The 18,671-nt window shown below is 71.1% G+C and carries 14 protein-coding genes and 1 tRNA gene; 7 read left to right on the forward strand and 8 right to left on the reverse strand.

What is annotated here, in order from left to right; translation table 11 throughout:
• On the forward strand, nt 1-3,717 hold a 3,717-nt coding region (gene hrpA, locus AA75_RS30850), incomplete at its 5' end, for an ATP-dependent RNA helicase HrpA (protein WP_033823602.1).
• A gap of 104 nt (nt 3,718-3,821) precedes the next feature.
• Nucleotides 3,822-3,895: transfer RNA gene (locus AA75_RS30855), tRNA-Asp, on the forward strand.
• Nucleotides 3,896-4,246: 351 nt separating this feature from the next.
• Here AA75_RS30855 and bldC read toward each other — a convergent pair.
• Together bldC and AA75_RS30865 are read right to left on the reverse strand one after the other, a co-directional pair.
• On the reverse strand, nt 4,247-4,453 hold the full coding sequence (bldC, locus tag AA75_RS30860; RefSeq protein ID WP_014137253.1) for a developmental transcriptional regulator BldC: 207 nt from the start codon (nt 4,451-4,453) through the stop codon (nt 4,247-4,249).
• A 572-nt stretch (nt 4,454-5,025) separates the two neighbouring features.
• Nucleotides 5,026-5,949, reverse strand: a complete 924-nt coding sequence (locus AA75_RS30865) for a hypothetical protein (RefSeq protein ID WP_233289267.1) — start codon at nt 5,947-5,949, stop codon at nt 5,026-5,028.
• Nucleotides 5,950-6,166: 217 nt separating this feature from the next.
• Between AA75_RS30865 and AA75_RS30870 the strand changes: the two genes are divergently transcribed.
• Both AA75_RS30870 and AA75_RS30875 read left to right on the forward strand, forming a co-directional pair.
• A complete protein-coding gene (locus AA75_RS30870; RefSeq protein ID WP_033823648.1) occupies nt 6,167-7,282 on the forward strand; it encodes a Glu/Leu/Phe/Val dehydrogenase dimerization domain-containing protein in 1,116 nt (371 codons plus the stop codon).
• 364 nt (nt 7,283-7,646) lie between these two features.
• Complete coding sequence (locus AA75_RS30875) at nt 7,647-7,892, forward strand: DUF3073 domain-containing protein (RefSeq protein ID WP_033823604.1); 246 nt, start codon at nt 7,647-7,649, stop codon at nt 7,890-7,892.
• Nucleotides 7,893-8,029: 137 nt separating this feature from the next.
• Here the strand turns inward: AA75_RS30875 and purM are convergent, their stop codons facing one another.
• The 3 genes from purM to AA75_RS30890 form a co-directional block, all read right to left on the reverse strand.
• Nucleotides 8,030-9,115, reverse strand: coding sequence for a phosphoribosylformylglycinamidine cyclo-ligase (gene purM, locus AA75_RS30880; protein ID WP_033823605.1), 1,086 nt, complete (start codon nt 9,113-9,115; stop codon nt 8,030-8,032).
• A gap of 158 nt (nt 9,116-9,273) precedes the next feature.
• The gene (gene purF / locus AA75_RS30885; RefSeq protein WP_033823606.1) at nt 9,274-10,851 is read right to left on the reverse strand and encodes an amidophosphoribosyltransferase; all 1,578 of its coding nucleotides are present in this window, start codon (nt 10,849-10,851) and stop codon (nt 9,274-9,276) included.
• 219 nt (nt 10,852-11,070) lie between these two features.
• Nucleotides 11,071-11,904, reverse strand: coding sequence for a diacylglycerol kinase (locus AA75_RS30890; protein WP_368666617.1), 834 nt, complete (start codon nt 11,902-11,904; stop codon nt 11,071-11,073).
• 126 nt (nt 11,905-12,030) lie between these two features.
• On the opposite strand from AA75_RS30890, the gene AA75_RS30895 reads away from it, so the two are divergent.
• Together AA75_RS30895 and AA75_RS30900 are read left to right on the forward strand one after the other, a co-directional pair.
• Nucleotides 12,031-13,314 carry an adenylosuccinate synthase gene (locus AA75_RS30895; protein WP_033823607.1) on the forward strand — a complete coding sequence of 428 codons (1,284 nt, stop codon included), beginning with the start codon at nt 12,031-12,033 and terminating at the stop codon, nt 13,312-13,314.
• A 138-nt stretch (nt 13,315-13,452) separates the two neighbouring features.
• Nucleotides 13,453-14,046, forward strand: a complete 594-nt coding sequence (locus tag AA75_RS30900) for a GNAT family N-acetyltransferase (protein WP_033823608.1) — start codon at nt 13,453-13,455, stop codon at nt 14,044-14,046.
• Between the two features lie 71 nt (nt 14,047-14,117).
• Here AA75_RS30900 and AA75_RS30905 read toward each other — a convergent pair whose 3' ends face one another.
• Together AA75_RS30905 and AA75_RS30910 are read right to left on the reverse strand one after the other, a co-directional pair.
• Complete coding sequence (locus AA75_RS30905; RefSeq protein WP_033823609.1) at nt 14,118-14,540, reverse strand: DUF350 domain-containing protein; 423 nt, start codon at nt 14,538-14,540, stop codon at nt 14,118-14,120.
• A gap of 88 nt (nt 14,541-14,628) precedes the next feature.
• The gene (locus AA75_RS30910; RefSeq protein ID WP_033823610.1) at nt 14,629-15,123 is read right to left on the reverse strand and encodes an LURP-one-related/scramblase family protein; all 495 of its coding nucleotides are present in this window, start codon (nt 15,121-15,123) and stop codon (nt 14,629-14,631) included.
• Nucleotides 15,124-15,278: 155 nt separating this feature from the next.
• Between AA75_RS30910 and AA75_RS30915 the strand changes: the two genes are divergently transcribed.
• Nucleotides 15,279-17,099: an NHL domain-containing thioredoxin family protein gene (locus AA75_RS30915; protein WP_051813812.1), complete on the forward strand. Its 1,821-nt coding sequence runs from the start codon at nt 15,279-15,281 to the stop codon at nt 17,097-17,099.
• A gap of 57 nt (nt 17,100-17,156) precedes the next feature.
• Here AA75_RS30915 and AA75_RS30920 read toward each other — a convergent pair whose 3' ends face one another.
• Nucleotides 17,157-18,458, reverse strand: a complete 1,302-nt coding sequence (locus AA75_RS30920) for a M18 family aminopeptidase (protein WP_033823612.1) — start codon at nt 18,456-18,458, stop codon at nt 17,157-17,159.
• Between the last annotated feature and the right edge of the window lie 213 nt (nt 18,459-18,671).

The following is an 18,671-nucleotide window of genomic DNA, read 5'->3' on the forward strand; positions in this document are numbered from 1 at the left end:
GAGCTGCCGGTCAGCCAGAAGAAGGACGAGATCCTGGCGGCGATCCGCGACCACCAGGTGGTGATCGTCGCCGGTGAGACCGGCTCCGGGAAGACCACCCAGATCCCGAAGATCTGTCTGGAGCTCGGCCGCGGGGTGAAGGGCCTGATCGGCCACACCCAGCCGCGCCGGATCGCCGCCCGGACGGTCGCCGACCGGGTCGCCGAGGAGCTGGACACCCCGCTCGGCGAGGCGGTCGGCTGGAAGGTCCGCTTCACCGACCAGGTCGGCCCGGACACCCTGGTCAAGCTGATGACCGACGGCATCCTGCTGGCCGAGATCCAGACCGACCGCGAGCTGCGCCAGTACGACACCCTGATCATCGACGAGGCGCACGAGCGCAGCCTCAACATCGACTTCCTGCTCGGCTACCTGAAGCAGCTGCTCCCCCGCCGCCCCGACCTCAAGGTCGTGATCACCTCGGCGACCATCGACCCGGAGCGGTTCGCCGAGCACTTCCACGGCGCGCCGATCGTCGAGGTCTCCGGCCGCACCTACCCGGTCGAGGTCCGCTACCGGCCGATCGTCGAGGAGGGCGCCGAGGACGAGGAGGTGGACCGCGACCGCGACCAGGTGCAGGCGATCTGCGAGGCGGTCGAGGAGCTCCAGGCCGAGGGCCCGGGCGACGTCCTGGTCTTCCTGTCCGGCGAGCGGGAGATCCGCGACACCGCGGACGCCCTGACCAAGCTGAAACTGAAGTTCACCGAGATCCTCCCGCTGTACGCCCGGCTGTCCTCGGCCGAACAGCACCGGGTCTTCCAGCGCTCGAACTCCCGCCGGGTGGTGCTGGCCACCAACGTCGCCGAGACCTCGCTGACCGTCCCCGGCATCAAGTACGTGATCGACCCGGGCACCGCCCGGATCTCCCGCTACAGCCACCGCACCAAGGTGCAGCGGCTGCCGATCGAGGCGGTCAGCCAGGCCAGCGCCAACCAGCGCAAGGGCCGCTGCGGCCGTACCTCGGACGGCATCTGCATCCGGCTGTACTCGGAGGAGGACTTCCTCTCCCGCCCCGAGTTCACCGACGCCGAGATCCTGCGCACCAACCTGGCCTCGGTGATCCTGCAGATGACCGCGGCCGGCCTCGGCGACATCGCCGCCTTCCCGTTCCTGGACCCGCCGGACTCGCGCAACATCAAGGACGGCGTCGCCCTGCTGCACGAGCTCGGCGCCCTCGATCCGGAGGAGAAGGACCACCGCAAGCGGCTCACCCCGCTCGGCCGCAAGCTCGCCCAGCTGCCGGTGGACCCGCGGATGGCCCGGATGGTGCTGACCGCCGACGGGCTCGGCTGCGTCCGCGACGTGATGGTGATCGCCGCCGCGCTCTCCATCCAGGACCCGCGCGAGCGCCCGGCCGACAAGCGCCAGGCCGCCGACGACCGGCACCGCCGGTTCACCTCCGAGACCTCCGACTTCCTCTCCTACCTCGCCATGTGGCGCTACGTCAGGGAGCAGCAGCAGGAGCTCTCCTCCTCGGCCTTCCGCCGGATGTGCAAGTCCGAGTTCCTGAACTACCTGCGGATACGGGAGTGGCAGGACGTCTACACCCAGCTGCGCACGGTGGCCAAGCAGCTCGGGGTGACCATCGACGAGCCGCACCCCGACGCGGAGCCGGACGCCGACCGGATCCACCAGGCGCTGCTCTCCGGCCTGCTGTCGCACATCGGCCTGTTCGACGTGGAGAAGCGTGAGTACGGCGGCGCCCGCGGCTCGCGGTTCGCGGTCTTCCCGGGCTCCGGCCTGTTCAAGAAGCCGCCGCGCTGGGTGATGTCGGCCGAGCTGGTGGAGACCTCGCGGCTGTGGGCCCGGGTGAACGCCAAGATCGAGCCGGAGTGGGTGGAGCCGCTGGCCGGCCACCTGATCAAGCGCACGTACAGCGAGCCGCACTGGGAGAAGAAGGCCGGCGCGGTGCTGGCCTACGAGAAGGTGACCCTGTACGGGATGCCGATCGTGGCCCAGCGCAAGGTCAACTACGGCCGGATCGACCAGGAGCTCTGCCGCGAGCTGTTCATCCGCAACGCCCTGGTCGAGGGCGACTGGGAGACCCACCACAGGTTCTTCGCCGAGAACCGGACGCTGCTGTCCGAGGTCGAGGAGCTGGAGAACCGGGCCCGGCGCCGCGACATCATGGTCGACGACCAGACCCTGTTCGACTTCTACGACGCCCGGCTGCCGGAGGAGATCGTCTCCACCCGGCACTTCGACTCCTGGTGGAAGAAGGCCCGGCACGAGCAGCCGGACCTGCTGAACTTCGAGAAGTCGATGCTGATCAACGAGTCGGCCGACGGGGTCACCGAGGCCGACTACCCGGACCACTGGCAGCAGGGCAAGCTCCGGTTCCGGCTGACGTACCAGTTCGAGCCGGGCAGCGACGCGGACGGGGTCACCGTCCACATCCCGCTGCCGGTGCTCAACCAGGTCACCGGCGAGGGCTTCGACTGGCAGATCCCGGGGCTGCGGGCGGAGCTGGTCACCGCGTACATCCGGGCGCTGCCGAAGGCGCTGCGGCGCAACTTCGTCCCGGCGCCGGACTTCGCGGCGGCCGCCCTGAAGCAGGTTCAGGACCGTCAGGAGCCGCTGCTGCCGACCCTGGAGCGGGTCCTGCAGCGGATGTCGGGCATCGTGATCCCGCCGGAGGCCTGGGACGACGCCCGGGTCCCGGACCACCTGAAGGTGACCTTCCGGGTGGTGGACGGCAAGCGGAAGCTGGCCGAGTCCAAGGACCTGGAGGAGCTGCGGCGCAAGCTCAAGCCCAAGCTGAGCGAGACGCTCTCCTCGGCCGCCTCCGGCAGGGGCATCGAGCAGCGCGGGCTGGACGCCTGGCCGGCCGGTCTGCCCACCCTGCAGCGCACCTTCGAGCAGCGCTCGCGCGGCCACTCGCTGCGGGCCTACCCGGCGCTGGTGGACGAGGGCGAGTCGGTGGCGATCAAGCTGTTCGACACCCCGGAGGACCAGCAGCAGGCGATGTGGGCGGGCACCCGGCGGCTGCTGATGCTCCGGGTCAACTCCCCGGCCAAGTCGATCCAGGGCCGGCTGGGCAACCAGGCCAAGCTCGCCCTGTCGAACAACCCGCACGGTTCGGTGCCCGCGCTGTTCGAGGACATCGTGGCGGCCGCCACCGACCGGCTGATGGCCCTGAACGGCGGCCCGGCCTGGGACGAGGAGTCGTTCACCAAGCTGTACGACAAGGTCCGGGCCGACCTGTACGAGCTGTCGGCGGACACCACCCTCAAGACGGCCACCGCGCTGATCGCCTTCCAGAAGGCCTCGAACCGGCTGAAGTCGGTGAGCAGCCCGGTCCTGCTGACCGCGGTGAACGACGTCCGGCTGCACCTGGCCTCGCTGGTGCACCCGGGTTTCGTGACCGAGACCGGCTGGCAGCGGCTGCCCGACCTGAAGCGCTATCTGATCGCGGTCGACCGCCGCCTGGAGGCGCTGCCCAACCACCCGCAGCGGGACATGCAGCACCTGCAGAAGGTGCAGGAGGTCCAGCGGGCCTACGGCGAGCTGCTGGCCCGGGTGCCGGCCGGCCGGCAGCCGTCGCCGGAGGTCCGGCAGATCCGCTGGATGATCGAGGAGCTGCGGGTGAGCTTCTTCGCGCAGGGCCTGGGCACCCCGAGCCCGGTCTCCGAGAAGCGGATCCTGAAGGCGATGGAGGCCGCCGCGGGCACGCTCTGAGCTGCGGCGGGGGCCGCCGGCGGCCGGTTCGACCTGGGGGCCCCACATGCAGTACGATCTGTCTTGTTCGCAGGCGAGAGCAGGCGGGCAAGGATCAGATCTCTGGTCCCGTGGAGCAGTTGGTTAGCTCGCCACCCTGTCAAGGTGGAGGTCGCGGGTTCAAGTCCCGTCGGGATCGCAGTGAGGCAAGGCCCGGAACCGCAAGGTTCCGGGCCTTGCTGTTTTTCCTGACTCCCCCTCAGGCCCACTTACCCCAGTCTAGGTCTAGACCTCAAGGTAACGGGCGAGTGACGGTCATCACGTATCTTCTCCCGGGACCACACAGGATGGACCCCCCTCGGACACGTCGTCATTTAATATATAAAATTGCACATGCATTCACGCCAATTGCCCCCACCCCCACCAGCCCCAATAGGAATGCCCGCCTCCGGGGCCGGCGGAACGGATTCCGGGCACGCCGAAGGGGCCGCATCCCGGACCCGGCGGAGTCCAGGGATACAGCCCCTTCGGAAAGACTTCAGCGAGGCCCTCAGGCCTCGGTACGCTGCGCCGGAATCCCGGCCAGCAGAGCACGCACCTCCGCCTCACGGTACCGGCGGTGGCCGCCGAGAGTGCGAATAGACGTGAGCTTGCCTGCCTTGGCCCAACGGGTCACCGTCTTCGGGTCAACGCGAAACATCGTGGCTACCTCTGCCGGCGTCAGCAGCGGCTCAGCGTCAGGGGTACGAGCGGTCATGAGCGGCCTCCTCGGGAGAACCGAACCAGGGCGGTTCTATCCTTCAAATTCTGCACCTTGGCCCGCGATGCCCGAAATGGCACAGACGGGCCGAGTCGGTTATAGGACGAACGGCTTGTCCTGGTGTCTACAACTACACCATCCGTCCAGCCCCATCGACCAAACCGCCAAAATTGACCCCTCACGGGTTCAAGAGCGACGGATGGCCATGGACCCTCCCATAGCGGACAGTCACCCCACGGTGACATCCGGTTACGGCAGGACCAGACCCGCTGTTTCTCCGCAAAGCACACACCACCGGCAGATCCACCCAAAAGTGGACACACTTGAGTGAACTTGGGCTGGTTGTCCCATTTTTGCACATAGGGGTAAGTTCGCGTCAACGGTGAGTAGTGTCACGTTCGACAGGTATTGACCCGAACCGGGACCATGGTCGCCCGGCCAGGGCCGAAGGTCCGTACCTTCCTCACCCCATCCTCACCCGGCCCACTGACATCGGGCCAGACCCCGGCAGCCCCGACGTGAACGGCCGTCAGTCCCGGCCGCCCGGCCCGTCCCGCCCGCTCCTGCGCTCAGCTGCTCTGCCGCAGCGCCAGCACCTGCCGCCAACGCGCCGTCACCGACTCGTACGCCCTGGCGGCCGCCGCGCCGTCCCCGGAGCGCAACGCGGCGAGGCCCGCCTCGATCTCCCCGACCGACCGCTCCTCGGCCAGCCAGCGCGGCCCGAGCAGGTGCACCAGGCCGCCGTAGTCCAGCTCCACCAGCGAGCGCGGGTGGAACTCCTCCAGCCACCGCCCGACCTGCTCCACCCCCTTCACCAGGGCGCGCGAGCGCGCCTCGCGCTCCCCGGACCCGGAGGACGGCCGCAGCCGCAGCGCCCGGTACCCGCGGGCCACCCGGCGGCGCGCCTGCACCATCGAGGTCAGGTAGAAGAGGGCGGCCGGCTCGGCCCCGCCCTCCTCGCCCCGGTCCGGCACCGCCGGCAGGTAGCGCCGGTCCTCCTCCCCGAACAGCGGGAACCAGCGCAGCGGCACCTCCCAGCGGCTGGTCAGGATCCACGGCCGGGCGTCCGGGTGCTCGGCCCGCCAGCGCTCCCGGTCGGCCACCGCGGCGGCCCGCACGGCCGGCGGCAGCACGGTGTCCAGCAGCGCGGCCGGCAGCGCCGCGGACAGCTCCTCCAGCGCCTGCCAGCTGCGCAGCCGGGTGGTCCAGGGGCAGACGTAGGTGACCCCGTCCACCACCCTGACGTAGGCCCGGTCGTCCTCGTGCTCCGGCAGCGGGCGGGGCGTGCGCGCCGCCAGCTCCGCCAGCGCCGCGCGCTGCTCGGCGAGCGCCGCCCCGGCGACCGGCCGCCGCGGGCCGTCCGCGTCCGGGCCGTGCGCGGCGGCCCAGGCCTGCCAGCGGGTCCGGTCCGGCTCCGGGTAGGCGGCGAGGGGCTCGTACACCCGCAGGTGGGCGGCGTAGGGCGGGATCACCGAAGTTCGCACAGCGGTCACAGACCGCATCGTCGCACGTACCCCGGGCCACCGGGGAGGGTGCCGACCGGGCGGTCCGCTCGTTATGTCTCAGGGACCGTCAGGGGGCAGATCCGGGCCCACCTCCAGGGCTAGGCTTCGACACAGACGCCCGCACCACCGCCGCGGGCCCGCAATTACTGGAGTCACCACAGTGACCGACGTACACACCGCATCCGTCTCGCACCCCGCACCCGGCGTGCTCGGCAGGATCTTCGGTACCGCTCAGGACGGCGCCGCCGGCGACGGGCACGAGCAGGTCGTCCTCTGCCACGACCGGTCCTCCGGTCTCAAGGCCATCATCGCCATCCACTCCACCGCCCTGGGCCCGGCCCTCGGCGGCACCCGCTTCCACCGGTACGACACCGAGGAGGAGGCGCTGGAGGACGCGCTGCGGCTGTCCCGCGGCATGAGCTACAAGAACGCGCTGGCCGGCCTCGACCTGGGCGGCGGCAAGGCCGTGATCATCGGCGACCCGAACGAGGTGAAGACCGAGGCGCTGCTGCGCGCCTACGGCCGCTTCGTGGAGTCCCTGCGCGGCCGCTACATCACCGCCTGCGACGTGGGCACCTACGTCCAGGACATGGACGTCGTGGCCCGGGAGACCGACTTCGTCACCGGCCGCTCGCCGGAGCACGGCGGCGCCGGCGACTCCTCGATCCTGACCGCCTTCGGCGTCTTCCAGGGCATGCGCGCCTCCGCGCAGGCCCGCTGGGGCCAGCCCACCCTGCGCGGCAAGCGGGTCGGTGTGGCGGGCGTCGGCAAGGTCGGCCACTACCTGGTCGGGCACCTGGTCGCGGACGGCGCCAGCGTGGTGATCACGGACGTCTCCGAGGCGGCCGTCAACCGCGTGCGCGCGGCCCACCCGGAGGTCGAGGTGGTGGCCGACACCGCCGCCCTCCTCCAGGCCAAGCTGGACGTCTACGCCCCCTGCGCGCTCGGCGGCGCGCTGGACGACCTCACGGTGGCCGCGCTGGGCGCGGAGGGCACCGCGGTGGTCTGCGGCGCGGCCAACAACCAGCTGGCCCACCCCGGGGTCGAGAAGGACCTGGCCGACCGCGGCATCCTCTACGCGCCGGACTACCTGGTGAACTCCGGCGGCGTGATCCAGGTCGCCGACGAGATCGAGGGCTTCAACTTCGAGCGCGCGAAGAACAAGGCCACCAAGATCTTCGACACCACGCTGGAGATCTTCACCCGGGCCGCGCTGGACGGCGTGCCGCCGGCGGTGGCGGCCGACCGGCTGGCCGAGAAGCGGATGCGGGAGATCAGTGCGCTGCGCTCGGTCCTGCTGCCGGGTGCACGCAGGGCCTGACGCTGGGTGAGGGGGGCGGATCCGATTCGCCCCCCTCGCATCACAATGTGGAACCGGATTCTCAGTTCGTAGCCCGATCGGGGGATCCTCCGGCCTCCGGCGGGGGATAATCTCTGCGGGTACGACGGGTCCGGCCAAGCTCCGGGCAGCCTGCAAAAGCCCGAAAACCCTCCTGTGACCTGGATGGACCTGGTCTCGGGGGGCGACGGTGCGCGCCACGTCACACGCGAGACGTACCGTACGGCGGCGGAAACAGGTACCGTTAATGCTCCAAGGGACGGCTCTCCCACTCAGGGCGGCCGGCCTGATGATCCACACGTGTCAGACTCGGGGCCGTGAGCCCCATCGTTGAGGGGGTCGACCCATGGGGCGCGGCCGGGCCAAGGCCAAGCAGACGAAGGTCGCCCGCGAGCTGAAGTACAACAGCGGCGGGTTCGACGCAAACCGTCTGTCCAGTGAGCTGGGCGTATCGCCGGCTCCTGCTTCGATCGAGCCTGAGCCGATCGAGGACGAGGACGACGATCCCTACGCGGCGTACGCGGATTACTACGCGGACGATGAGGACGACGAGGCGGAGGCCGACAGCGGCCAGTCGCGTCGCCGGGCGTAAACAGCTGACTCCGGGCCGGCCCGGCGCTCCACCAGCGCCGGGCCGGTCTTCAGCGTGCCCGCGGGCCGCCGACGGGAGCAGCGACGGCAGCGGGCCCCCGGGAGATCCCGGGGGCCCCGCTGCCGGATGCCGGCCGGTCAGGCCAGCTCGAAGCCGTCGTAGGCGTTGTAGAGCGCGGCGCCGCCGTCGTGCTCGGCGGCGCGGTCCACGATGTCACCGAGCAGCCAGGACTCGATGCCGCGGTCCTCCAGGATCGCCAGCACCACGTCGACCGACTCCGGCGGGACCACGGCCACCATGCCGACGCCCATGTTCAGGGTCTTCTCGATCTCCAGGGCGGTCATCTTCCCGACCTCGGCGACGGTCTGGAAGACCGGCAGCGGGGACCAGGTGCCGCGGTCCAGGCGGGCGTGCAGGCCGTCCGGGATGACCCGGGCCAGGTTGGCGGCCAGGCCGCCCCCGGTGACGTGCGAGAAGGCGTGGATCTCGGTGGCGCGGGTGAGCGCCAGGCAGTCCAGCGAGTAGATCCGGGTCGGCTCGAGCAGTTCCTCGCCGAGGGTGCGGCCGAACTCCTCGACCTGGCGGTCCAGCTTCCAGCCCGCCTGGTTCAGCAGGACGTGGCGCACCAGCGAGTAGCCGTTGGAGTGCAGGCCGGAGGCGGCCATCGCGATCACCACGTCGCCCGCGCGGACCCGCTCGGCGCCCAGCAGCGCGTCCGCCTCCACCACGCCGGTGCCGGCGCCGGCCACGTCGTAGTCGTCCGGGCCCAGCAGGCCGGGGTGCTCGGCGGTCTCGCCGCCGATCAGCGAGCAGCCGGCCAGCGTGCAGCCCTCGGCGATGCCCTTGACGATGGCGGCGACCCGCTCGGGGTGCACCTTGCCGACGCAGATGTAGTCGGTCATGAACAGCGGCTCCGCGCCGCAGACCACCAGGTCGTCGACGACCATGCCGACCAGGTCGTGGCCGATCGTGTCGTGCTTGTCCATCGCCTGCGCGATGGCGACCTTGGTGCCCACCCCGTCCGTGGCGGAGGCCAGCAGCGGTCGCTCGTAGCGCTTGAAGGCGGACGCGTCGAAGAGGCCGGCGAAGCCGCCGAGGCCGCCGACCACCTCGGGCCGGTCGGTCCTGCGCACCCACTGCTTCATGAGCTCGACGGCGCGGTCGCCCGCCTCGATGTCGACGCCCGCGGCGGCGTAGGTGGCACCGGTCTGGTTGCTGGTCACGTGCTGTGGCCCTTCCGGGTCAGTGGGGGGTGGAAACCTTGGGGCACCCGGCACAACCGGGACAGGGGCGCCGGGAACCGTGCGCCCGGCACGGAGTACGTGCGCCGGGCGGGCGGTTCCCGCGCCCCTGCTGGTGCATGGCCGGTGCGTTGCCCTTCCTACGGGCGCCGCAGGGCGTCTGCCGCGCCGTGGCCACCGATCAGCGACTGGACGCCGTCCAGGTCGCTGGTGGGCTTGCCGCGGACGGCCGGGGGCTTCTGGCTCCCGGCGATCTCGGCCTCCAGGAGGAGCTTGCCGAGCAGCGCCGGGTCCGGCAGCTCCATCGGGTACTCGCCGTCGAAACAGGCCCGGCAGAGGTTGTCCTTGGGCTGCGCGGTGGCCTCGATCATGCCCTCGATCGAGATGTACGCCAGCGAGTCCGCGCCGAGCGTGCGGCCGATCTCCTCGACGGTCATCCCGTTGGCGATCAGCTCCGCCCGGGTGGCGAAGTCGATGCCGAAGAAGCAGGGCCACTTGACCGGCGGGGAGGAGATCCGGATGTGCACCTCGGCGGCGCCCGCCTCGCGGAGCATCCGCACCAGCGCGCGCTGGGTGTTGCCGCGCACGATCGAGTCGTCGACGACGACCAGGCGCTTGCCCTGGATGACTTCCTTGAGCGGGTTGAGCTTGAGCCGGATGCCGAGCTGGCGGATGGTCTGGCTGGGCTGGATGAAGGTGCGCCCGACGTAGGCGTTCTTCACCAGGCCGGAGCCGTACGGGATGCCGCTGGCCTCGGCGTAGCCGATCGCGGCGGGGGTGCCGGACTCGGGGGTCGCTATCACCAGGTCGGCCTCGACCGGGGCCTCCTTGGCCAGCTTGCGGCCCATCTCCACCCGGGAGAGGTGCACGTTGCGGCCGGCGATGGAGGTGTCGGGGCGGGCCAGGTAGACGTACTCGAAGACGCAGCCCTTGGGCTTGGCCTCGGCGAAGCGGGAGGTCCGCATGCCGTTCTCGTCGATGGCGATCAGCTCGCCGGGCTCCACCTCGCGGATGAAGGAGGCGCCGCAGATGTCGAGCGCCGCCGTCTCGGAGGCGACCACCCAGCCGCGCTCCAGGCGGCCGAGCACCAGCGGGCGGATGCCCTGCGGGTCGCGGGCCGCGTACAGGGTGTGCTCGTCCATGAAGACCAGCGAGAACGCGCCCTTGACCTTGGGCAGGATCTGCTTGGCGGTGTCCTCGATGGACAGGTCCGGGTAGCCGGCCAGCAGCGCGGTCACCAGGTCGGTGTCGTTGGTCGCGGCGGTCCGGCCGGAGCGCGAGACGTGCTCCTCGCCGGGCAGCTCGGCGACCATCGCCGCCAGTTCGGCGGTGTTCACCAGGTTTCCGTTGTGCCCGAGGGCGAGCGAACCGTGGACGGTCGCACGGAAGGTCGGCTGGGCGTTCTCCCAGACCGAGGACCCGGTGGTCGAGTAGCGGGCATGTCCGACGGCGATATGCCCGTGCAGGGATCCCAGCGAGGCCTCGTCGAAGACCTGGGAGACGAGTCCCATGTCCTTGAAGACCAGAATCTGGGACCCGTTGCTCACTGCGATGCCCGCGGATTCCTGTCCGCGGTGCTGCAGGGCATAGAGGCCGAAGTACGTGAGCTTCGCGACTTCCTCGCCGGGGGCCCAGACACCGAAGACGCCGCAAGCGTCCTGGGGTCCTTTCTCGCCGGGAAGAAGATCGTGATTGAGTCGTCCGTCACCACGTGGCACGTCTTCGAGTCTAGGGCAGTTCCGTACGCCTTCCCGAACAGGGGAGGCCCCGGTTATTGGCCGATCGAATGGCGACGCGCGTAGACAAAACCCCTTACACACCACGGCATTTCCCGGCGGGCAATTCGGCTGGACGGCGCGTGCCCTTGTCACGCGCGCCCGGCGGGCGGGTCGGGGGTCTGACGCACCGTCGCGCCGCACGCCCGGACGTGATGCTGCTCACCCGGCAGGCAGCATCAGCTCCCACGCCCCGGCGTGCACCGTCCAGGTGCGCGCCCGGACCGGCCCCACGGGTGCGCCGTCGGCCTCGTAGCCGAAGTGCCGGCCGGTCACGGTGAGGCTGGCGACCCGGTGCCGGTGGGTGTGGCCGTCCAGCCGCAGGGTCAGCTCCAGGACGCCGTCGGCGGGCGCCACCCGTAGCAGCCGGACCCGCTGGTGCAGATCGGCCAGCAGCCGGCCGTCCGCCTCGACCCTGAGTTCGACCACCGGGCCGTTCACCGAGGACTTCCCCTGCTCGGCCGCAGCGAATTTCGCCCATAGCGAACGCAAGCCAACTGAACGGCTCAGCCCGTCGCCGGGTCGCAGCGGCGCGATCCGCACCTCGGCGAGCACCACCCCACCGCCGTCGTCCACCAGCAGGTCCAGCTTGCGCGGGGTGCCCGCGAGCACCGCACGGGCCGCGGCGACCGGCTCCACCGGCACCCCGAGGGCCCGCAGCGCACCGGTCGCGACGGGCCGGCCGACCGGCACCACGCCGACCGGGTCCGTACCCAACTCGCGCTGGCGGTGCAGCGCCTGCAGCACCCGCTGCAGCGCCGGATCGGCCCCGATCACCACCGGCCGGCGACGGCCGCGGTGCGACAGGACCCGGTCGAGTTCGGACGGGCTCTCCGGCAGCGCCACCTTCACGTCCGCACCCCCGCACAGCACGTCCTTGGCGACGCGCACCGACTCCCCGTCGGCCTGCTTCGCCGCCGGGTCGAGGATCACCAGGAGCGGACCGGGCCCACCGTGGTCCGCGCGGTGGGATGCGGGCGTGGACAGGGACGACACGACCGGTCCTTCCTCAGGTAATCTCTCGGTGCAAGAGCCCCTTGCGCTATTGCGCCAGGGGCTTCGTCTATCTCGGGTCAGACTGCGGCCTACGCAGGATGCCCCAACCGGAAGGGGTGTACGCCTGTGCCGGCACTCGTGCTCGTTGGCGCCCAGTGGGGGGACGAGGGCAAGGGGAAGGCGACCGACCTCCTCGGTGGCTCCGTCGACTACGTCGTCCGTTACCAGGGCGGCAACAACGCCGGCCACACGGTGGTCATCGGCGACCAGAAGTATGCACTGCACCTGCTGCCTTCCGGCATCCTCAGCTCGAACGTGGTCCCGGTCATCGGCAACGGCGTGGTCATCGACCCGGGTGTGCTGCTCTCCGAGCTGAGCGGCCTGAACGAGCGCGGCATCGACACCTCGAAGCTGCTGATCTCGGGCAACGCCCACCTGATCACCCCGTACCACCGCACCCTGGACAAGGTCACCGAGCGCTTCCTCGGCAAGCGCCGGATCGGCACCACCGGCCGCGGCATCGGCCCGACCTACGCGGACAAGATCAACCGCGTCGGCATCCGGGTCCAGGACCTCTTCGACGAGTCGATCCTGCGCCAGAAGGTCGAAGCGGCGCTGCACGACAAGAACCAGCTGCTGGTCAAGCTCTACAACCGCCGCGCCATCCCGGCCGAGCTGGTGGTGGAGGAGTACCTCGGCTACGCCGACAAGATCCGGCCCTTCCTCGCCGACACCACCCTCGTCCTGGACGAGGCGCTGAAGGCGAACAAGGTCGTCCTGCTGGAGGGCGGCCAGGGCACCCTGCTCGACGTCGACCACGGCACGTACCCCTTCGTGACCTCGTCGAACCCGACCGCGGGCGGCGCCTGCACCGGTGCGGGCATCGGCCCGACCAAGATCGACCGGGTCATCGGCATCCTCAAGGCGTACACCACCCGGGTCGGCTCGGGCCCGTTCCCGACCGAGCTGCTGGACGAGGACGGCGACGCGCTGCGCCGGATCGGCGGCGAGCGCGGTGTCACCACCGGCCGTGACCGCCGCTGCGGCTGGTTCGACGCGGTGATCGCCCGCTACGCGACCCGGGTCAACGGCCTGACCGACTTCTTCCTCACCAAGCTGGACGTGCTGACCGGCTGGGAGCAGATCCCGGTCTGCGTCGCGTACGAGATCGACGGCAAGCGCGTCGAGGAACTCCCGTACAACCAGTCCGACTTCCACCACGCCAAGCCGATCTACGAGACGCTGCCGGGCTGGACCGAGGACATCAGCAAGGCCCAGACCTTCGCCGACCTGCCGAAGAACGCGCAGGCCTACGTGAAGGCGCTGGAGGAGATGTCGGGCGCCCCGATCTCCGCGATCGGCGTCGGCCCGGGCCGGACCGAGACGATCCAGATCAACTCCTTCATCTGATCCTTCATCCGGTCCTTCATCCGGCCGGCCACGACTGGGCCCCGCACCTCGGTGCGGGGCCTTTTCGCTCCCTCCACGCAATTGCACTAGTGCAGATATCTCTTGCATCTAGTTCAAACTGGGGTTAGTTTCTGCCCCATGACCGCGAAGCTTCCCGTCCCCGTCACCCTCACCGGCCGCCACGTCCGCCTGGAGCCGCTGACCCGCGCCCACGTCCCCGACCTGTTCGAGGCGGCCGGCGGGGACGAGGAGGTCTGGCGCTGGATCCCGGTCCCCGTGCCCCGCACCGAGCAGGAGCTGCGCGAGACCAACGACGCCCGGATCGCGGACGAGCGCTGCCTGCCGTTCGCGGTGATCCGGCTCGCCACCGGCCGCGCGGTCGGGGTGACCTGCTACTTCGACTTCAGCGCCGAGGACGAGCTGCTGGAGATCGGCGGCACCTGGTACGGCCGCTCGGCCTGGCGCACCGAGGTCAACACGGAGGCGAAGCTGCTGCTGCTGGAGCACGCCTTCGGGGAGCTCGGCATGGGCCGGGTGTGCTGGAAGACCGACCACCTCAACGAGCGCTCGCAGAACGCGATCCGGCGGCTCGGGGCCAGCTACGAGGGCACGTTCCGGCGGGCGAAGCGGCGGCCGGACGGCAGCTGGCGGGACAGCGTGTGGTTCTCGATGCTGAAGGACGAGTGGCCCGCCGCCAGTGCCCGGCTGAGCGAGCGGCTGGCGGCGGGCTGAGGACCGGCAGGCCGGTGGCCGGCGGGCGACGGCCGGCGGGCGACGGCCGGCGGGCGACGGGCGGCGCGGCCTCAGGCGATGGCGGCGGCCACGATCGCGGCGACCGAGATGTTGCACGCGGCGGTGACCCACACCGCGGGGTGCGGCTCGGGGTCGACCAGGATCGCGCCGAGCCTGCCCGGAGTGAGCAGGTCGACCAGCCAGAACGCGACCGCCATCAGCACCAGGCCGAGCAGCCCGAACAGCGCGGTGGAGGCCAGGCCCTTCGCGAACTCGTCGTAGGTGTAGAGGATCGCGGTGAAGACGATGCCGCCGATCCCGAGCAGGGCGGAGCTGAGCACCAGGGCGGCGTTGCGGTTGCGCTCCTGCCAGATCTGGTGACCGAGCCTGCCCGGGGTCAGCAGGTCGACCAGGCCGACGCCGAGCAGCAGCAGGGCTATGCCGACCAGGCCGAACACGGCGGCGTGTCCGAGGCCGTTGACGATGTCGTTCATGCCGGGGTCCCCCTCGCGTCAAGGATCGGCAAAACATATCCCATCGCCCCAGCCCCGGACCGGCCGAGTGGCCGTTCCCGCGGCCCGCTCAGTCGTTGTGCGACACCAGCTGGTCGACGCAGACCGCCACCGCCAGGACCAGCCCGGCGTCGGCCCCCGCGATCCCGTCCGCGACCTTGACGCCGTACGCGTCCCGGATGGTGAACCACTTGCGGGAGACCTCGGCGATCTCGTCGCCGTCCTGCTCGATCCGGAAGTCCTTGTCGAGCAGGTCGCCGTGGATCTCCCACTCCCGGCCGTCCTCGAACTCCACGTGGTACTTGTCGCGGAACGGCGTGAACAGCTTCTTGCGGACGGTCGCGACCACGTCCCCGTCGGCGTTCTCGATCTTCATCGCGTCCCGGACCGTGAGCACCTTCTCCTTGATCACGGCCACCACCTGCCCGGCCGCGTCCTTCAGCTCGAAGGTGTCCCGCAGCCGCAGCAACTTGCCGTCCACCAGGAAGGCCTTCTCGCCGTCCTCACTCTCGATCCAGTAGTCGTCGCCCACCGCGAACAGCCGTTCCCTGACCACGTACTTCATGCCGCAACCCGCCTGTCGTCGCCTCGAACACCGTGACGGCCGCGCAGCACCACCCGCGGCCGCCGCCAGCGTAGACCCGCACCCGCCCCACCGTCCGGCAGGCCCGGGCGACGAGGCCGGAATGCTTCCGCAGCCCGATGGGGTTGGATGAGGACATGGCTTCTCGTGCACGCGTACGCGCCCCCCAGCTGGTGGGCAAGGGCGGATGGCTCAACACCGGTGGCAAGGACCTGTCGCTGGCGGACTTCCGCGGCAAGATCACAATCCTGGACTTCTGGACCTTCTGCTGCATCAACTGCCTCCACGTCCTGGACGAACTCCGGGAGCTGGAGGAGAAGCACCGCGACACCGTGGTGATCGTCGGCGTGCACTCCCCCAAGTTCGTCCACGAGGCGGACCACCAGGCCGTGGTCGACGCCACCGCCCGCTACGAGGTGCACCACCCGGTGCTGGACGACCCGGAGCTGGCCACCTGGAAGCAGTACGCGGTGCGCGCCTGGCCGACCCTGGTGGTGATCGACCCCGAGGGCTACGTGGTCGCGCAGCACGCCGGCGAGGGGCACGCGCACGCGATCGCCCGGCTGGTGGAGGAGCTGGAGGAGGAGCACGCGGCCAAGGGCACCCTGCGGCGCGGCGACTCCCCGTACGTGCCGGCCGAGCCGCAGGCGGGCGACCTGAGCTTCCCCGGCAAGGCGGTCCGGCTGCCCGACGGCCACTACCTGGTCGCCGACTCGGGCCACCACTCGCTGGTGGAGCTGGCCGAGGACGGCGAGAGCGTGGTGCGCCGGATCGGCGACGGCGAGCGCGGGCTGTTGGACGGGACGGCGCCGCGGTTCAGCGAGCCGCAGGGCCTCGCGCTGGTCCCGGCCGGCCTCGGCCTCGGCTACGACGTGGTGGTGGCGGACACCGTCAACCACGCGCTGCGCGGCGTGCGGCTGTCCGACGGCTCGGTGACCACCCTGGCCGGCACCGGGAAGCAGTGGTGGCAGGGTTCCGCCACCGCGGGCCCGGCACGCGAGGTCGACCTGTCCTCGCCGTGGGACGTGGCCTTCTTCGACGGCCGGGTGTGGATCGCGATGGCGGGCGTGCACCAGCTCTGGGCGTTCGACCCGGCCGCGGGCACGGTCGGGGTGACGGCGGGGACCACCAACGAGGGCCTGGTCGACGGCCCCGCCGACGAGGCGTGGTTCGCGCAGCCGTCGGGTCTCGCGGTGTCCGCGGACGGCGAGCGGCTCTGGGTGGCGGACTCGGAGACCTCGGCGGTGCGCTGGGTTTCACGTGAAACACTCACCGTCCACACCGCGGTCGGCACCGGCCTGTTCGACTTCGGCCACCGCGACGGCGACGCCGGCCAGGCACTGCTGCAGCACCCGCTGGGCGTGACCGTCCTCCCCGACGGCTCGGTGGCGATCGCGGACACCTACAACCACGCGCTGCGCCGCTACGAGCCCGGCACCGGCGAGGTCACCACCCTCGCCACCGACCTGCGGGAGCCCTCGGGCGCGGTGGTGGTGGACGGTGACATCGTGGTGGTCGAGTCCGCGCGGCACCGGTTGACCAGGCTGCGGCTGCCCGAGGAGGCCGTCCGGGTCGAGTCGGTCGCGCACCGCACCCAGCGGGCGGCCACCGAGGTGGCGCCGGGCCGGCTGCTGCTGGACGTGGTGTTCTCCGCGCCGAGCGGCCAGAAGCTGGACGAGCGCTACGGCCCCTCCACCCGGCTGCTGGTCAGTTCCACCCCGCCGGAGCTGCTGGTCGCGGGCGCGGGCGCGGACTCGGCGCTCAGCCGGGAGCTGGTGCTCTCGGAGACGGTCACCGAGGGGGTGCTGCACGTCTCGGCGATGGCGGCGTCCTGCGACGACGACCCGGAGATCGAGTACCCGGCCTGCCATGTGCACCAGCAGGACTGGGGTGTGCCGGTGAAGCTGACGCCGGGCGGCGCCGAGCGGCTGCCGCTGGTGCTGGCGGGCATGGAGTGACGCACCGTCCGTCGGGGCCCGGCCGGGCCCCGACGGTCCGTCGGCCACCGGCCGGGCTCAGCCCTCCAGGAACGCCTTGAGGGCGGCGGCCAGCAGGAACGGGTCGTCGGCGCCGCACAGTTCACGGGCCGAGTGCATGGACAGCGCGGCGATGCCGCAGTCCACCGTGGTGATGCCGAGCCGGGCGGCGGTGATCGGGCCGATCGTGGTGCCGCAGGGCATCGCGTTGTTGGAGACGAAGGTCTGCCACGGCACGCCGGCCTTCTCGCAGGCGGCGGCGAACACGGCCCGGCCGATGGCGTCGGTGGCGTAGCGGTTGTTGACGTTGACCTTGAGGATCGGGCCGCCGTTGGGCATCGGGTGGTGGCCGGGCTCGTGCCGCTCGCTGTAGTTCGGGTGCACGGCGTGGCCCATGTCCGAGGAGAGGCAGACGGTGCCGGCCATGGCCCGGGCGCGGTCCTCGGGGGAACCGCCGCGGGCGTGCACGCTGCGCTCCAGGACGTTGCCGAGCAGCGGGCCCTGGGCGCCGGTGTCGGACTCGCTGCCGGTCTCCTCGTGGTCGAAGGCGGCGATCACCGGGATGTACGGCAGCGGGGCGCCCGCGGTGGCGACGGCGGCCAGCGCGGCCGTGGAGGCGTGCACCGAGAGCAGGTTGTCCAGGCGGGGGCCGGCCAGCATCTCGCGGTTGCGGCCGAGGTAGGAGGGCGGCTGCACGTCGTGGGTCATCAGGTCCCAGCCGGCCACGTCGGCGGCGGCCACCCCGGCCCGGTCGGCGACGAACTCGATCAGCAGGCCCTCGGTGACGTCGCCGATTCCCCAGATCGGCGTGAGGTGACGCTGCTTGTCGAGCTTGAGGCCGTCGTTGACCTGGCGGTCGAGGTGGATGGCGAGCTGCGGGACGCGCAGCAGCGGCTCGTCGATCTGGACCAGCCGGACCGAGCCGTCGCGCAGCGCGAGCCGGCCGGAGAGGCCGAGGTCGCGGTCGAGCCAGGTGTTGAGCGGGACGCCGCCGTAGATCTCCACGGCGACCTGCCGCCAGCCGGCCGTGCCGGTGTCCGGCACCGGCTTGACGCGCAGGTTGGGCGAGTCGGTGTGCGAGCCGACGATCCGGAACGGCGTCTCGGGTCCGGCTCCCTCGGGGACGTACCAGGCGATCAGCGCGCCTCCGCGGATCACGTACCGGCCGCCGGTCGCCGCGTCCCAGGCGTCGGTCTCGGAGATCCGGCGGAAGCCGGCCTTCTCCAGTCGCTCCGCGGCACTCGCCACCGCGTGGAAGGGCGACGGCGAGGTACCGAGGTAGGCGATCAGGTCGTCGGTGTGCGTCCGGTCGAAGTAGGCCGGGCGGGCAGCGGTCGACATGTTGCTCCTGAGTTGAGGGAGTTCGGACGCCGGATGGGGGACCGGCTCCGCACCTGAGCATATGCCCGTACACGGACATGACACCGTGAACTCAAGAACGGTGACACAACGGTGAGCATTGGTGCCCAGCTGCTACACCGGACCGCCCGGAACGGCCCTGCGTCGCCGTCCGCCGCCGTGCCGGAAGCCCGGGCGGCGGGTGGACGGAACACC

This window comes from Kitasatospora sp. MBT63, assembly GCF_000710465.2.
GTDB lineage: Bacteria > Actinomycetota > Actinomycetes > Streptomycetales > Streptomycetaceae > Kitasatospora.

Bases quoted from the DNA above. Each gene is read 5' to 3' on its own strand.
- AA75_RS30875 (WP_033823604.1), top strand. From the start codon at position 7,647: ATGGGGCGCGGCCGGGCCAAGGCCAAGCAGACGAAGGTCGCCCGCGAG.
- bldC (WP_014137253.1), bottom strand. From the start codon at position 4,453: ATGACCGCTCGTACCCCTGACGCTGAGCCGCTGCTGACGCCGGCAGAG.
- AA75_RS30915 (WP_051813812.1), top strand. From the start codon at position 15,279: ATGGCTTCTCGTGCACGCGTACGCGCCCCCCAGCTGGTGGGCAAGGGC.
- AA75_RS30900 (WP_033823608.1), top strand. From the start codon at position 13,453: ATGACCGCGAAGCTTCCCGTCCCCGTCACCCTCACCGGCCGCCACGTC.
- AA75_RS30920 (WP_033823612.1), bottom strand. From the start codon at position 18,458: ATGTCGACCGCTGCCCGCCCGGCCTACTTCGACCGGACGCACACCGAC.
- AA75_RS30910 (WP_033823610.1), bottom strand. From the start codon at position 15,123: ATGAAGTACGTGGTCAGGGAACGGCTGTTCGCGGTGGGCGACGACTAC.
- AA75_RS30905 (WP_033823609.1), bottom strand. From the start codon at position 14,540: ATGAACGACATCGTCAACGGCCTCGGACACGCCGCCGTGTTCGGCCTG.